At 49.9% G+C, this 16,757-nt stretch carries 10 protein-coding genes; 4 read left to right on the plus strand and 6 right to left on the minus strand.

Translation table 11 applies throughout. The features are described from left to right. Positions 1-712 precede the first annotated feature (712 nt). The 3 genes from AC50YL_RS33290 to AC50YL_RS33300 all read right to left on the minus strand — a co-directional run bounded on the left by AC50YL_RS33290 (position 713) and on the right by AC50YL_RS33300 (position 3,924). Positions 713-1,573 carry a carbohydrate ABC transporter permease gene (locus AC50YL_RS33290; RefSeq protein ID WP_494837674.1) on the minus strand — a complete coding sequence of 287 codons (861 nt, stop codon included), beginning with the start codon at positions 1,571-1,573 and terminating at the stop codon, positions 713-715. Further along, positions 1,570-2,448 (minus strand): carbohydrate ABC transporter permease, encoded by an 879-nt coding sequence (locus tag AC50YL_RS33295; protein ID WP_494837675.1) that lies wholly within the window; start codon positions 2,446-2,448, stop codon positions 1,570-1,572. The genes AC50YL_RS33290 and AC50YL_RS33295 overlap by 4 nt, the downstream gene beginning before the upstream one ends. 129 nt (positions 2,449-2,577) lie before the next feature. Beyond that, positions 2,578-3,924 (minus strand): ABC transporter substrate-binding protein, encoded by a 1,347-nt coding sequence (locus AC50YL_RS33300; RefSeq protein ID WP_494837676.1) that lies wholly within the window; start codon positions 3,922-3,924, stop codon positions 2,578-2,580. Positions 3,925-4,128: 204 nt separating this feature from the next. On the opposite strand from AC50YL_RS33300, the gene AC50YL_RS33305 reads away from it, so the two are divergent. Both AC50YL_RS33305 and AC50YL_RS33310 read left to right on the plus strand, forming a co-directional pair. Next, positions 4,129-5,952, plus strand: a complete 1,824-nt coding sequence (locus tag AC50YL_RS33305; protein WP_494837677.1) for a sensor histidine kinase — start codon at positions 4,129-4,131, stop codon at positions 5,950-5,952. Continuing rightward, positions 5,949-7,544: a response regulator gene (locus AC50YL_RS33310; protein ID WP_494837678.1), complete on the plus strand. Its 1,596-nt coding sequence runs from the start codon at positions 5,949-5,951 to the stop codon at positions 7,542-7,544. Before AC50YL_RS33305 ends, AC50YL_RS33310 begins: the two co-directional genes overlap by 4 nt. Before the next feature lie 84 nt (positions 7,545-7,628). Here AC50YL_RS33310 and AC50YL_RS33315 read toward each other — a convergent pair whose 3' ends face one another. Continuing rightward, positions 7,629-9,731 carry a DUF5054 domain-containing protein gene (locus AC50YL_RS33315; RefSeq protein WP_494837679.1) on the minus strand — a complete coding sequence of 701 codons (2,103 nt, stop codon included), beginning with the start codon at positions 9,729-9,731 and terminating at the stop codon, positions 7,629-7,631. A gap of 429 nt (positions 9,732-10,160) precedes the next feature. Between AC50YL_RS33315 and AC50YL_RS33320 the strand changes: the two genes are divergently transcribed. Both AC50YL_RS33320 and AC50YL_RS33325 read left to right on the plus strand, forming a co-directional pair. After that, entirely contained in the window at positions 10,161-11,855 is a 1,695-nt protein-coding gene (locus AC50YL_RS33320) for a molecular chaperone HscC (protein WP_494837680.1), read from the plus strand. Beyond that, on the plus strand, positions 11,856-13,574 hold the full coding sequence (locus AC50YL_RS33325; protein WP_494837681.1) for a hypothetical protein: 1,719 nt from the start codon (positions 11,856-11,858) through the stop codon (positions 13,572-13,574). A gap of 272 nt (positions 13,575-13,846) precedes the next feature. Here AC50YL_RS33325 and AC50YL_RS33330 read toward each other — a convergent pair whose 3' ends face one another. Further along, on the minus strand, positions 13,847-15,076 hold the full coding sequence (locus AC50YL_RS33330) for a stalk domain-containing protein (RefSeq protein WP_494837682.1): 1,230 nt from the start codon (positions 15,074-15,076) through the stop codon (positions 13,847-13,849). A 399-nt stretch (positions 15,077-15,475) separates the two neighbouring features. Beyond that, a complete protein-coding gene (locus AC50YL_RS33335) occupies positions 15,476-16,378 on the minus strand; it encodes a hypothetical protein (RefSeq protein ID WP_494837683.1) in 903 nt (300 codons plus the stop codon). Between the last annotated feature and the right edge of the window lie 379 nt (positions 16,379-16,757).

A 16,757-nucleotide genomic window follows, 5' to 3' on the forward strand; every position in this document is an offset into this window, starting at 1 on the left:
TTGCATATGCCGGAGCAGCTTTTTTAATTACAAACAAGAATGGCAGGATAGAAAACTGTATTTCACCTGAAATGCATTAGAATCACATCTTTATTTACATTTTAGCCGCTCTGACTGTAAGTGCCTTATGGTATAGCAAGTAGAATGATTTGACTTCAAGCCATTATTCACACTTATTGATGGCTGTATATTTTCCGCTATCCAAAATGTGCAAGAGGTACATTGAGGTTCTGGAAAATTGATATATGACAATATTGGTTATCTGTATCAGAATCGAAAAACCGCATAGATGCAATACATCCAGTCTAATACTTTATTCTCACTGAACAGGTGAATGGTATACGGAGTAAGTTTATTCTGACAAGTGCGGCATAGAGGCTGGGTGTTTAGTCTACTCAACAGCATGTCATCCTCGCTAAGTCGCGTGTTACAGAACAAAAGATGGCCCCGGTTAAGGATAAACCGGGGCCATCTTTTATAGTGATCATCCGTTAGGTCCGTGGTGGTAGAAACCTAATAAGCGTAGTTGACACATGGCCAGAAGCGTTGCGAGCTCTTTCTTCTCTCGTACATCACCTGTTGAGAAGCACGATCTTTATAGCTTTGATTAGTGGAGCTTCCGCATCCCAATCTGGGATGCGAATGGACGGCTCTTTATCATGCGTAAAACGCATAATCATTTCCCACTCTTTCCTCTCAGTCGAGCGACCCGTTAACCTTTAACAGCGCCGACGGTAAGTCCCTTGATCAGGTACTTCTGCGTAAATAGGAAGAACAATAAGATCGGAATCGTGGAGACGACGCAAATCGCCGATACCGGGCCCCAAGATGTAACGGAATAACTTAGCGTACCGACGTAGCTGCGGAAGTTGTAGATTTCCAGCATGAGGGTAGGCACTTTGCCATTGCTCAGATAGATCAGCGGACCTTGGAAGTCGTTCCAATACCAGAAGACCTCGACGACGAATACGGTGGCCGTCGCGGGCATCAGCAGCGGAAACACGATTCGGATAAACGTCTCCAGCTTCCCGCAGCCGTCGATGGCGGCCGCTTCTTCCAGCTGTCTCGGAATGGTCTTTGTAAAGCCGGCGTAAATCATCGACGTATAAGCGACGTTGCCCGACAGGTAGATCAGAATCAAGAATGGAATCGTGTTCATCATATGCAAGGCTGTCCCCATTTTGTAGAAGACGACCATGTTGGTTTGAGCCGGAATGATGAGCGCGAACACGAAGACGAAGTACATCCACTTAAAGAATCGTTCTTTCGAACGGCTGACGACGTAACCGGCCATGGACGAAACGACGACCGCGATGATCAGCGTGATCGCGCAGAGCATAACCGTGTTCAGCAAAGCGGTGAAGAACGTCGGCGACTGGAACACGACGCGATAATTATCGAAACGGGTGAAGTCCGGCTTGGAGAACGGGTCGAACACATGATCCTCGTCTTTGAACGTCGTGATGATGAGGACGAAGAACGGCGCCGTAAATACCAGGGCGACGAGGAGCATGACGACGGATCCGATCGAGCCGAACATGTTGGAAGCTTTCAAACTTAGCGGCTTACTCACATTTCCACCTCCCGGGAGCGGGTTAACCATAGCTGCAAGGCAGATACCGCGAAAATAATGAGCAACAAGAACACGCCCGTAGTGGTTGCATAGCCGGCAGCGTTATATTGGAAAGCCTGATTGTAGATGAGCATCGTCGGCGTCAAGGTAACGTCGGAAGGTCCGCCTTTCGTCATGATCAAGGGCAAATCGAACAGCTTGAGTGTCCCCGACAGCTGGAAGAAGGTGACGATGGTGACGGCTGGCATCAGCAAAGGTAAGGTAATGCGGCGGAACCGGGTCCACTTGCCGACCCCATCAATATCCGCGGCTTCATATAATTCTGCCGGAACGCTCTGCAGGCCAGCAATGTAGAAGACGGCCGAGTTGCCGACGCCTTGCCACAAAATAATAAACAAGAGCATCCAAGGCGTTTTGTCGAAATCGCCGAGCCAATCCGTCTGCAGGTTGTCCAAGCCAACGAGGCCGATCAGTTTATTCAGCAATCCGTCGTAAGAGAGAATGATGACCCAGACGTTCGAGATGACGATCAGGCTGATAATGGAAGGCAAATAAAACAAAGTCCTTAATAAGGAACGTCCTTTTATTTTGGAGTTAAGAATCAAAGCCAGTGCCATGGAGAGCGGATTGATCAGGATGATGGTGCCGAGCGTGAAGAACAGAATATTTCGTAGCGAGTGGATAAAGGTAGTATCCATCAGCAAGTTTTTGTAATTGAGCAATCCGATGAAGCTCGGCTTCGAGATGCCGTTCCAATCCGTGAACGAATAGTAGATGCTGGAGAGGAATGGATAGGCCACGAAGACGACGATTATCAGGAGCACGGGTATCATGAAGGCAACGCGTTGCAAGTAGTCTTTAGTGCTTCTTTTCATTCCGCCGGTCAACTCCTTGTACAAGAATAATGCGGTTAAATAAGGCACGGAACGCTGCCAATGTTAATCGCAGCACGCCGCGCCACAGTCCAATGCTAGTCTTCTAAGTTATAAATAGCTAATTGGTAATTATTGAATATTTACAAGCCCTTTGTCGCGTTGATACGCTTGGTCGACGGCATCCAGATCGGCTGCCGTGTAGGCTTTGCCGGCCGTGATCTTCGTGATGACCGACGACAAGGCATCTTGCGCGGAAGGTGGCAGCCATAGCGTCATTTGCATTTGCGAATCGTATGTCGACAACGCGTTGGCATAGTCCTTGCCGCCGCTCGTGTTTTGCGGGATCGTAATATTCGGCAGTCCCGTGAACGCGCTGTTCTGGAGCAAGCCAGGGAGCGTGCTGCTATCGATCAGAGCGTTAATCATATCGATGCCGCGTTGTCTGTTCGGATACTTGGCGTTCAAGGACAACGAAGCGTTCGTAGCGGTCGTTACGAAATCGTTGCCTTGCGCGTCCGGAAGCGGGAAGAAGCCGAGATCGACTTTGTACTTGTCAGCGACGACGCTGTTCATCCACGGGCCGTTAAACATCATGGCTGCTTTGCCTTCGCCGACTTGTTGCACTGCCGTATCGTAGCCGGTGCTCATGACGCTCTTCGACAAGTAGCCCTTCTCCACTAATTGCGTGTAGCCGTCGAACATGGCTTTAAATTCCGGACCGTCGACTTTCGTCTTGCCGTCGTACAGGTCTTTGGCTACGTTCTTGTTGGCGCCGTAGACGAAGGAAGCGAGCGAGATCCACGTGCCGGAGATCGGCCATCCATCCTTGAAGCCGGCCGTGAGCGGGATGATGCCCGCGGACTTCAGCTTCTCGCTGTCGTCCAGGAACTCTTGATAATTCGTAGGGACGGTGAGGCCGGCGTCGGAGAAGACTTTTTTGTTATAGAAGATTCCCCACCCGGAGACGTCCACCGGCGCTGCATAGATTTTCCCTTGGTACGCGTTGTCCGGCTTCGTGCTTTCCATGATTTGCGAAGCCCACGGCTGATCGGAGAGGTCGGCCAGGTAGCCGGCTTTCGCGAACGGAACGAGCGCGTTCTGATGGAAGAAGACGTCTGGCGCGCTGCCTGTAGCTAGTTGGGCTTTAAGCAACTCGTGATATTTCTCGCCTTGGATCGGATTCCATTTGATCGTGGCGTTCGGATATTTCTTTTTATAGAGGGCTTCGACGTTCTTCATGTATTGCTCGGCGTAGGCGTTGGAAGAACCGAGAATCCAGTGCGCGACGCTAATTTCGAAAGCTTCGTTGTCCGGGTTGCTATCTTTGTTCGTCGATGCGTTGCTGGCATTATTCGTGGAAGCCGAATTGTTGGCAGCCGCACCGGAATTATCATTCTTGTTGCTGTTGCTGCCGCATGCCGCGAGCGTGAGTACGAGACTTGCAGCGATTCCGAGCTGAACGGACTTTCTTAACATCGATGTATCCCCCTTGAATGTGTGTGTATTGGTGCCAGTCGCGCGTTCTGACATTTTTATTATAGAGGCTGCTTCCACGGCCCGAATAGTGAATACTTTTGATCAATCGTGCCATATATTGCGCTCTTCGCCGAAAGCATATCCGTCAGTCAAACGCTTCCGCTATAATGAAAAAAGACAAAATGACATCAACGGCGGGGGATTATGCTCAAAAAAATACGATCGGTCTACCGGAAAAAAGTGTTCTTCAAAATCTTCCTGCTCTTGATCCTGGCCACGTCGATCCCCGCGATCATCCTGATCACGATCTCACAGAACAGTACGCGAAAGCTGTTCCAGTCCGATTTCATCACGTACAAGAAGACGTTAAACGAGCAGATCTCCACGAACATCGACGAGAATTTGCGCAGCATACAGAAGCAATCCGAAGCGCTCGTTTATAATCTGGCCGACATTCGGAAGCTGTTGTCCTATAGCCCGGCAACGATGGACCAAGGCTACTTCGACGCCGCCAACCGGGTGAACTATTTCTTCACCAGCATCCTGAGCAATAACGATCGCTTTGACGGCGTCGGTTTAATCACGTTGGACGGAACCATCTCGACGTACGTAAATGCCGACGGGTTTACACCCAAAGACGGCGCGAAAATGACACTTCCGAAGGCGCAAGATTCGCTGGGTCCGAACGAAGCGCCCGATATTAAGCTGATCGATCTCGACCGAACGATGAAGAGTTCGATTCTCGACCATAAGAACAACCATGTCATCGGGGTTACGCGAATGCTGCTCGATTATAACGCGGACAACAAACCGATCGGGGCATCTCTATTCACGCAGGAGCTGACCAAATTCGGCGAGCTCGTCACGCATGGGAAAATCTCGGGCGACGATACGGTCGTTATTCTTGCGGAGGACGATACGGTTGTATTCAACCATGGCATCATGCCCGCCGGAATCGATAAGCTGCAGAAGGTTGCCGAGGCCAAGCTCGTGGACGATACGAAGCAGACGAGCTTCAGATGGAAAGACCAATACGTCATCTACAGCGACGCATCGGATTTCAAATTTAAAGTGTTCACGTTCATGCCCGAGCGTGTCATCGAGCAGAAGTTGCAAGTCGTGCAGCGGATCAATTTCGTTCTTATCGCCGTGTTGGTATTGTCGATTCTCCTCTTGTCGATTCTGTTGTCCAACTTCATTACTTCGCCGCTCATTCGGTTGAAGAAGTCGTTCATCCGGTTCCAGAGGGGGGACTTCGCCGTAAACGCCGAAGTGCGGGGAGAGGACGAATTCGCGGAAATCGTCAAAGGGTTCAATACGATGGTTACGAACGTCAATCTTCTTATTAAGGAGAAATACGAGATCGAGCTGTTCCGCAGGCAATCCGAGATCGAGTCGCTGCAAAGCAAGATCAATCCACATTTCCTCTACAACACGTTGTCCTCGATTAAGGCGGTCATTCAGAACGAGAATGCCGCCATGGCACGCGATATGGTGCAAGATCTGTCCGATCTGTTCCGCTATTCGCTGAATAAAGGAAGATTCATCGTGATGCTGGACGAGGAATTGGATCATGTGAAGAAGTATTTGACGCTGCAGCAGCTGCGGTTTGGGGATGCGTTCAAAGTCGTCTTCGACGTCGATGCGGACCTGCTCGCCGTGAATATTTTGCGCTTGACCGTGCAGCCGATCGTCGAGAATGCTATTTTGCACGGCCTGGAGGATAAATCCGGAGAACGGCTTATCCAAATCTATGCCCAATCCTACGCGAACGAGCTATGGATCTACATTGAAGATAACGGCAAAGGGATCGATAGCCAGCAGCTCGAAGAAATGCACAGGATGCTGGGCGAGAACGCGCAGACCGAGCTGCATAGCGCGACGCGGGACCGGGTCGGAATCTATAACGTGAATGCGAGAATTAAGCTCTACTACGGCAACGAGTATGGAATTACCGTCTCGAGCGAACCGGACGAAGGGACGGTCGTGAAGGTCGTGCTGCCATTGAACAGGGGGACGCAACGATGAGAATACTAATCGCGGAAGATGAGAAGTTGACGAGAGAATCGCTGGAGCGCGAATTGCTCGGCCTGGGGTACGAACATATCGCACAAGCCGCGGACGGCGTTGAAGCTTTGGCCGCGGTGGAAGATTTTCGGCCGGACGTGGTGCTGGCCGACATCCGCATGCCGCGAATGGACGGTCTGCGTCTCCTGCAGGAAACGAAGAAGACGAGCGTGTCTCCAATTGTCGTCATCGTCAGCAGCTACGATTCGTTCGAATATGCCAAGACCGCTTTGGAAGAAGGGGCGTTCGCGTACTTATTGAAGCCCGTCGGCAAGGGAGATCTTCAGAGCTGCCTGACCCGCGTCGAGAACCGGATTCATAAGGATGCCGAGGAGTCGAAACGGATAACAGCCACGGATCATCGGGCGAAGAAGTACGTTCAACTCGCCAGAAAACAGATGCTGCAGCAGTGGATCGAAGAAGAGAAGACGGATGAAACCGAGCTGCGGGCTCATCTCAAGGCGATGGATATCTCGCTTCCGTACAACAGGTTCGTCGTGCTGACCGTGGGAATCGACGAGTTCGAGAGGGTCGCGATCGGCAAGTCGGCCGCAGACCTGCAACTGTACAAATATTGCATCGAGAATATAACGCTCGAGATGATCGCGGAGCACGGCGTTACGGTACTGCCCTTCGATGGCGAGCATGAAATAGGGTTTCTGGTCAATGCGCCGGCCGATCCGTTGCTGGAAGAGCAAATCGCCAAGGTGTTAAGGGAAATCGTCGAAACGGCCCGGCTATATTTAAAATTCACCGTCACCGTCGGCGTTGGGGAAGCGGTCGGCTCGTTGTCTCAGATTCATAAATCGTATGACCAAGCAAGGCGAGCGGCGATGACGAGGTTGACGCAAGGCGGCAATCGCACGTACTTCTATCGGGAGATCGAATCCAAGGCGAATGCCGCCGCGGTCGTCATGGACTTCGAGACGGAGCAGAAATTGTTCTTCAGCATGGAGAAGTGCGAGAAAGACAACGCGATGGACATTCTTGAAGGATTCTACCGGCAGTCGAATCAGCAATCGGAGAACTTCATGAAGCTGAATTTCAATGTCGCGGTGACGTTAATGAAGCTGATGAACCGGCTGGGCATGAATCCCGAACCGTTTCTCGGCAGCGAGCTTAAAGTCTACCGGAAGCTAAACGGCAGCACGAGCCTCGAACAGCTGCTTTTGACCTTGAACGACCTTCTCGAGATTTGTTTCGAACAGATTCGCAAGAACGAGAAGATATGGAACAATTCCGTCATGGCCAAAGCGATGGATTACATCATCCGACATTACAACGAGGATATCAGCCTGCAATCGATTTCGGATCACATCAGCATGAGCCCGGCCTATTTAAGCAAGCAATTCAAGAAAACGTATAACCAGAATTTTATCGAGTTTCTCATTCAATACCGGATCGACAAAGCCCGGGAATTGCTGAAGTCGGGCAATTATACGGCCAATGAAGTATCTTCGCTCGTCGGAATCAAGGACGAGAAGCATTTCTTCCGCACCTTCAAGAAGATCACGGGCGTCACACCGGGAACGTACAAGAGGGGCAAAGCATAACGAACGACGAACGGCCCAAGACGATTGCTTCCTGTGAGAGAAGCAGTCGCCTTGGGCCGTTGTTATTCGCCTCTTGCTGTGGTGTTAGTTCGATTCGAGCGCAAGCGTGAACCGGAACTTGGAGTCTTCTTCATACCACATCCGGAAGTTGGTTCCCCAGACGTTGTTATGAAGGTTGAAGTGGAAGCCTCCGTTCATATCGGCGAACGTATTGTCAAAGTGGAGCAGACGCGGCTTGCCGATCGATACGACGGGCGCATCCAACGTTTGAATCGTCGCTGCACCTTCCGCGCCGCGATACGTCAGCTTCGACTCGATCGCGTGCATGTTGCGATTGCCGTCCTTGACGACTTCCAGCGGCGAGAGGCTCGCTCCCACCTTATCCATTCGCCATAGGTTGGCGTTGTTGACGATCGGGGCAATCGTGAGCCAGCTGGCTTCCGGCAAACGATGCGCATCTTTATCGAACCAATCGAGCTCAAGCTCGATGACTGCTCGTTCAAGGGCAAAGCGGTACGTCAGCTCGAGCTCACGCGGAGCGCCTTGGATCTCGCAGGCCTCTTGCGGCATGCGAAGCCTGACGATGACTTGGTCAGAGTCGTGAACGGCCAATGCCGAGATCGATTCCACGCGCGGGACGAATGTCCGATTCACTGGCGTCGGCTTGGCGAATTCGAATGCGGGCTTGCCGAAGTCACCGATGACCCAATCAGCATTGCGATCCCAATAGGTATGGTACTGCTCGTACCAGCGCTGGTAATCCGACAATCCGAATGTTTGATAGGCATAGCGTCCGATGCGAGAATGCTCATCCGCCCATACTTTATTGCGGTTATCTGTCAGGGAGCAAATTGATCCGTCATCGGCGAAGGTTACCTCAAACTGTCCAAGTCGATAAGATTGCCCGATTGCGATCGGATGATAGCTTGCTATGGACGCGCGCGAGGGGCGAAGTTTGCCTAGAGCCGTCTCGGCTTCCCGTCGCTTATCGGCGCTAAGCGACGCTAATGCCGACTGGATATACTGCCGTTGTTCGTCCCATGAACGTTCTACGCCGCTATAGGTGAATACGGCATTTCCCGTTTTCTTCGTATGCCGGGAGGACCAGTGGCTTGCAAATTCATAGGTGATTGGAAACAGGTTGTCTCCGATCACGTCTTGTTCCCGAGCGGCGGCGAACTCGGCCTTCGCGTAGTTAACGAAATCCGGCATGAACTTCTTGATTTCCATGCCCCACGTATGTTCCGGAACGAGCAGCAAATTCAGGCAATAGTTCTCATACTCATCGGAGCCGGGAACGAGCTTTCCTTCGGATACCCAGCGGTCCCGCAGACGGAGGAGTTCACGGTAGGCTGCAATTTTGCTCGGGTCGCTTGGTGGTCCGTAGATCCAGGAATCGCCGATTTCTTCCGTAACGACGGGCAAGGAAGCTTTGTGAACCCACAATTTCTCGGCGAACGCGTCCATGGTCGAAGCCTGAATGACGGCGCCGGGATAGCGTTCCCCGAGATCGCGATACAACGCCAGAATGTCCTCCATGGATGGCGGGCCGACGTTATCCAGCGTATGGGCAAAATAGAGCGCATCCTCGAAACCGGGAATCTCCATGGCGTCGCCATAAGAATCGTGATAATTGACGATGACTTCGGAGCCGTCAACCGCTTGCCAGATGAAGGCAGGCGGAACGTCAGGCGCTTTGGATGAGGAGTTTGTACCCAGATGCAAGTAACGAAGTCCTGCCGCGGCAAGCAAGGGGACGATGCCGATCGTATGTCCGGGGACATCCGTCATTTTGGCTGCGATCGTGTGTTTTCCGTAGGTTTCGTCGAGTCGCTTGCCGATGGATAACCCGAACTCAAACAGCGGTTTGTCCATCAACTCCGTATGCGTAGTGAAAGGAAGTCCGTGCCAGACGATATGGCCATTACGGATGGCTTCTTCCATTCTAGCGACTTCCCCCGGCGCGGCATGGTCCAGGTAGTGGCGAATCAGCCAAGCGCCCGTCGTCCAGATGAAACGTTCGGAGCCGGTGTGAGTTGACATCCGTTCGGCTAATTCGATGGCTCTCGGGATAAACGATTGGCTATATTGGTCGAGCACGTTTTGGGCTAAGTCGGTGAATCCGATGTCCAAATGCGTTTTGAATACGATATGTACGGTTTTAATTGCGGCGTTAATCGTGATCACTCCATCCTGTCGGTTCGCTACCTCTGAATTATATAAAGTGGGCATCGGAGCGAACAGTGGATAGGATTTTGATTAAGTGATCATTTTTGCTTTCTTATTAAGTTTCTACGTCTGTTACTACGTAGTGCCTAAGAATCTGGTGTTTGTGTTTCGGGCAAGCGCCTTAATTTAGATACCCCGTTCCTGCCGGTGTTCGCTGTTTTGAAGAAAAGGTTCTAATAGCATAAGCCATAGTTTTCAATGTCCCGTATAAGTCTGCCGGCTCTTTAATGGAGTTTAACGGGAGGACATCTTTAATACATGTGTCCTTAACATCAGCCCGAAGCCTGAGAAAACACCAAACAAAAGAGGAGATTCAGCGGATTCTGTATAAATGTACATGGAACAAACAAAACGCCATTATGATGTGAAGTGAGGGGAAAGAAAAAGATGGCGACAATTGGCATTGATTTGGGTACAACAAACAGTTTAGCCGCCTATTGGTCGGAGAATGGACCGGTTATAATACCGAATGCGCTGGGGGAGCATCTGACGCCTTCCGTCGTTAGCGTGGATGAAAGCGGGACCGTATTGGTCGGGCAGATCGCCAAGGAGCGCCTGATCACGCATCCCGATTCAACGGCTGCGGTCTTCAAGCGATTCATGGGCACGGAGAAAATGTACGGGCTCGGCAAGCATCGCTTCACGCCTGAAGCCTTGTCCGCCTTCATTATCCAATCACTAAAAGCCGACTCGGAAGCGTTTCTCGGCGAGGAAGTCACGGAAGCCGTAATCAGTGTGCCGGCGTATTTCAACGATACCCAGCGAACGGCAACGAAGCGCGCAGCGGAAATGGCCGGCTTGAAGGTCGAGCGCTTGATCAATGAGCCAACCGCGGCAGCTATCGCCTATGGCCTGCACGAGCAGCAATCTGAAACGAAAATTGTCGTGTTTGATCTGGGCGGAGGCACCTTCGATGTGTCGGTGCTGGAATTTTTCGAAGGGGTCATGGAGGTCAAATCAATTGCCGGCGACAATTATTTGGGCGGCGAAGATTTTACACGGCTGCTCTTCGAGCACGGCTTGAGGGAGTCGGGCCTCAAAGAAGACGCGCTGGAAGCAAAGATGAAATCGGCGATTTGGAAACAGGCGGAGCTGTGCAAGCAGGCGATCAGCATGCGCGGAGAGGGGCGGATGAGCTTCATGGCGGAGGATCGAACAGTCGATATTCGCGTGAATCGGGAAACGTTCGAACGGTTGGCTGGTGAGCTCGCGCTGCGTCTGCGGCATCCGATCGAGCGGGCGATGCGCGACGCGGATCAAAGGCCAGCCGACGTCGACGCCGTCATTCTGATCGGCGGCGCGACGCGAATGCCGATGGTCAAAGCGATTGTCGGCAAGCTGTTCGGGAAGCTGCCGTATACGCAAATCAATCCGGATGAAGCAGTCGCACTCGGCGCGGCTGTACAGGTTGCTTTGAAGGAACGTCACGCATCGCTACGCGACGTCGTGCTTACGGACGTTTGCCCGTACACGCTCGGGGTCGAGACGGCAATAGAGCTAGGCACCAAATACGAACAAGGGTATTTCAGTCCAATTATCGAACGGAACACGCCGATCCCCGTCAGTCGAGTGGAGAGATTTCAGACGATTCAGGATAAGCAGCGGCATCTCCGATTAAAGGTATACCAAGGCGAGAACAGGCGGGTGGAAAATAATCTGCTGCTGGGCGAGCTGCAAATCAAGGTTCCCCCTGACGCTGCCGGCAAACAAACTGTCGATGTCCGGTTTACTTACGATATTAACGGCTTGCTGGAAGTCGAGGTTACGACAAATAGCACCGGGCAGAAGCAGCGGGCGTTTCTGAACAATCGCAATCATGCATGGTCAGACCGCGAGATTGAAGAGCGGTTTCGTCAATTGAAGGACATCAAGGTCCATCCGCGTGAACAAGCTGAGAATCGGCTTTTGCTTGCCAGGGGCGAACGGCTCTATGAAGAAGCGCTCGGCGCGGAGAGAGAAGAGATATCGGCGCTTATGAACCAGTTCGAACAGGTGCTTGCTTCGCAGGACCTTAGAGAAACGAAAAAGGCGGCAGTATGGCTTAAGGGTCAGCTCAATCGCCTGGAGAGGCGGAACGACTAAGTGAGTATTTGGGAAAAGCTCGGGATCGAACAGACGGCCGACATCAAGGCGATTCGTAAGGCGTATGCCGCGCAATTAAAGCTTCATCACCCCGAGGACGATCCCGAAGGATACCAGCAGCTGCGCGAAGCGTACGAACGGGCGCAAAAGCTGGCGAAACGACTGAGTACGTCTGTGTCCACAGACGACGCCGCGGACTATGAGCGGGACGCGGGGCTTCTTCAACCTGTTCCAGTTCTAGATCCGTTTGGCGATAAGCGCTCTGTACCGCCGGATCTGTCAGCTGGAACGCTCGGCCCGCCATCCGGTGGAGGAACGAACGGGCCAGTAACTGGGAACGATGCGGAAGAGTTTCTGGATCGGGAGACCGTACCAGTGCCGAATCCCATTTCTGGCACTGGGCATAGACCGAACGGGCAAGACGCCTACACGGATCCTCTTGAACGATTTATGGATAGGGTGGCATCCCTTTACGCGGACTTTCCCGGGCGCATTGATACGGAGCGATGGACGGAACTGCTGCAGGACGACGTCGTATGGAACGTTCAGCTGCAGCCCGTGCTCGTGCGGCGGCTGCTGGTTTTTTTAGATGGACACTATTATTTGCCTCTATCAGTATGGGGCTTGCTGACACGCACTTTCCAATGGCTGGACGCTTCCCCGCCGAATCTGCATCTCCGATACCCGAATGTGTTCCACTACGCATACGACAAGGCGTATCGTGCGGCGGGCATGAATTACGACGCGCTGCTGAGCGCCGGCGACATGGATTACGAAACTTATTTTCGGCATAGGGAGACGGCTTGGCGTGCACTGCGCGACAATAACCTGCCTGTGATGAAATCCGCGCTGGACCAGGCTGCCTCGATGTATGACAGCGATCCGGACCTCATCAGTTTGCAAGCCGCCTATTATTGGCGCAGCGGCGACGACGACGGAGCACTGGTCTGCAGCGAGAGGTTCACCGCGCTGCTTTCGGAGCGTTACGATTTTACCGATGCTATGCTGCTGGCGGCAGCCGTCTTCATGAAATTCCGGCGTACTGACGCAGCACAAGCGCTGCGAGCCCGAGCCGCGTTCCTGAATCCGCAAGGCGGGGAAGCGCCGATGGCGTGGCAAAAACCGGCGAGAAGATCTTCGCCCACGCGGGTAAAGCTGTGGTCTGCGGCCAGACGCTCCTCGCAAGGGTTTCAAGTCGTGGTGTATCTTCTCATTCTTATCGCGCTCTTTTCAAGTACGATCTCTTCCCTCGGCAAACCTTCGGACGGCGTTCACACCATCGACATGGGTGACTACGATGCTATTCGCCAAATCCCCGGCGCTGAGCATGTATCTATGGGCAGTAAGGCGATATCGTTGAAATTGAGCGGTCTCTTCTTTACGGGCATACAAGAGGTGATCTCGAATGACGGGAGTGCGAAACGGCAGTATATCGTCTACGAGAATCCCGGCAGTCAGACCTTCACCCCGAATGCCGCTAATCCTTCGGGCTATATTTTTATAGGCTACAACGGGGGCATCACGTACTATGTCAGCGCCAGCTTCGAGCAAGCCGCCGTGATGGCGAAGTCGCCCCAGGCGACAGTCGCCGGAGTTAGAGATTCTTACTTTCCGGATGGACTTAAGGCCGAAATTAAGGAGAAGGGGATTGATCGGCCGCCAGCGATGAAAGCGGAACCCTTTCGCTACCTGGTGGCGATTTCGGCTACCGGGGATTAAAGACGCTGTTCCTTACGATTTCGTGGTCTGCGGTTGAATAAATCTACAGGAACTCACTTAAAGAAGGCTGCCATTGCGGCAGCCTTCTATGCTTTCATACAAATATTGCTATCGATGGCGCAGAAGAAAAAGGCATGGGTTGTTTGTTAATATCGACTACTTTAAATATCAAATGAGGGAGAAATTATTATATTAACCAATTTTTTTAAGTTAGAATAAAAAACAACTGCTGCGATTGAATTACCGCATTAGTATACATAACTATTTTTATGTCACTTCGACTGCTGTCTATCGATGTACAGTTTCTTATTCTTATTATCTAGAAAGACCTCTGCCCCTAGTAACGTTCTAAGCTCTCCAGCCGTTATATATGTTACGTTAGCATTTTTTTCGAAATCCTTCACAATTCTACCATCCAGAGTAGGTCCTTTCTTGTTTGTGTCGTAACCTACGGATAGTCCGAGTGAGTCCGAGATTACCCGGATGGGTACGTACGTCTTGCCATTGATAATAAGACCTTCCCCAACTAGCTGTCCATTGACCACAATCTTAACATAGGGGTTATTCATTTTTGAGGCATCCTTGCATGCACATCCAATGCCATCATGATAGACGATTTCATTTGCTTTCGATTTTGGTAAAACAATCACTGTGTGTTTACTTGTCACGGAACCTAGTTTTACGATTAATGAAGCTTTACCGATTCCAACTGCTTTTATACTTCCATAGGCTGGAACCGTGATAACACTAGTGTCTGACGATTCCCAGGAAGTAAATTCGGTTACGTAGGAGCTGTCGCCATTTTCGTAGAAAGCCCGGGCATTAAGTTCCATATTATTATCAATGACTATTTGAATGGGATCGGCACTGGAGTCCAAAACACCTGGAACAATGTCGATGCTTTTGGGCACTGCAGCTGAAATATTTGCGGAAGATGACGCATAACTTGCTAGCGCCTTGCCTTTATCATCAATAAGCACCGATTTACTCGCATTTACATTAATGGATGTTTTCGTATTCGAAATGTCATCCTTCACAGTCAAGACGAAAGAGAATATCTTCTCAGAAGAAGGTTTTATCGTTTTCCCTTCTTTTGCATGTGCAGATAATACAATCTCCTGCTTACCATCAAATGGGTTCAAGTCTACTAGATAGGGGAATTCGGTCGTGTATGCATCCGTACTATATTCCGCATAATCATCAGCGACATAATACATGTCACCTCTCCATACGTATTTTCCTAATTTATCATCAAAGCGTACAGCACCATCCGTTGTGAATACATTTTCATCATAACTTAACACGATGTCGGTGGACTTGAGCACAGTACTAGCGCCCGTAACTCCAACACTAACCCAGAAGCTCTGACCAGGAGCTAAAGATCCATATTGACTACTGACATTAATACTAACCTTTGATGAGGGGCTTGTGGCTGATACTGCATTGACAAATAAACTAAAAACAAATAGACAAGCAACTAAAACAAAAACCACTTTTTTCATTGTGTGTATCCCTCCGACGGATGTAATTATTTCCATTTTTAAATATCGGTAAATTAAATGTAAATGTTAATGATAATCGTATAATCTAAAGTATCCCTTCAGCTTTGTATGAGCGATGAGCGCCTTAATGAGCAGGATCATTCAGGTCGTCCGCTTAACCGGACTCAAATAGTGTTTAGCCAACCCGTTGGCATCGTCTTAAGACCTGTGGTTGGAAATGAGATTCATAGTAATTCACTTCCTGACATTTCTATATGAAATGGACCGATCTCATCAAGTTCCCTCACAGATAAAACAGAACGGCCTCAGCCCCAAGGAAATCAGGGCTAAGGCCGCTTAATAGATCTTTATTTTTGTACTGTCTACCTGACGGGGAGCAGTTCAGTCAGTCGGGTGGGCTTATTTATACCTTTTTATGAAGGCATAGCTAAAAACAACATAATGCTTCATGATGTACGAGGTTTGCTCAAAATTCCAAGGGGTAATGAAAAGACCAAGGTTTTCAAACAGTGAGGCTGCTTCTTCTGATATGGAACTTCCCGTAATATGATACCCTTTCGTCGCCAATTCCGTCAAAAAAGGTAAAATGGTATGAAGTCTGTTAAGATCTCCATTAACTGCTGATACTATTTCCGCTGTGCCTGGTCTAATGGGTTTACCATTACCATCGATGCTAAGTTCAAATGTATCTGTCGAATGTAAAAATACTCCGTCTTTTTTAAGCAAGGGATTTAACGATTTTAACAGACCATCTACAACATTAACGGCTAATTGATTCAACGCTACGTTAAATGGACTGTGTGGGGATGGAATTGATTTTAATTGAGTCATAAACAGGGGAGCTACCAACTGTGTAGTAAGATGACAGGTCATGATAAAATCAAATTGGCCATTAACTAATTCCGTCCATTTTGGATTGTAGGTTAAACTCTCCATAAGTTTAATCGTTTCTGCTTCAGATTTACCATTCAGTGAAGACGGAAGCTGATCTGCTACACCAGATAAATCCGCAATGACACAAGTGAACTTATTAGGATTTTGGACTTTTTTCTTGAACCTATCCAGTGCGTGCTTATCTATATCAACAAGTACAATTTCGTTGAAATTTTCTTCAAAAAGTTCGAGTGGAATATCATTCCCATTCCCGGCCCCAAGAAGTAAGGCTTTCCCTCCAAAAATGGGACGCTTTTCGTTAAGTCTGAAAATAATGTTCTTTATTCGTTGGCGAAAATCTTCCCATAAGAATGTATTGTCAGCGTTTTGGGAGTTGTCGTTCTTTTGTCGTGATTCTAAAATGCTCATCCGATATCCCCTCTTATCCGTTCATTTATCAATACTTGGCTTACTATTTAATCGGTAAATGTCGTTCATAACTTTAGTTTGTTCATCTAGTATTAGGACCCCAATCATAAGGAGCTCTTCCTCCACATTCATATCAACATCTTGTTAATTCGCATTGACTGTCGCGATTTTTGAGTTCTGCAGCCAACAACTTTGCCCACTACTTTTCTGATTGCAAAATTGAGCCGCTTAGAATCCTCCTCCACAAAATCCTTAGCATGATTAAGCACATTTAATAGTGCGATATGCGACTTCAGCGCGATAATTGGATCAAATTCATTCCTGCAAAAAAACATCTTTTGCTTGTTTTTCACTTCATTATATAGGAACGTGCGTTTAC

Source organism: Paenibacillus sp. J22P277, from assembly GCF_059383675.1.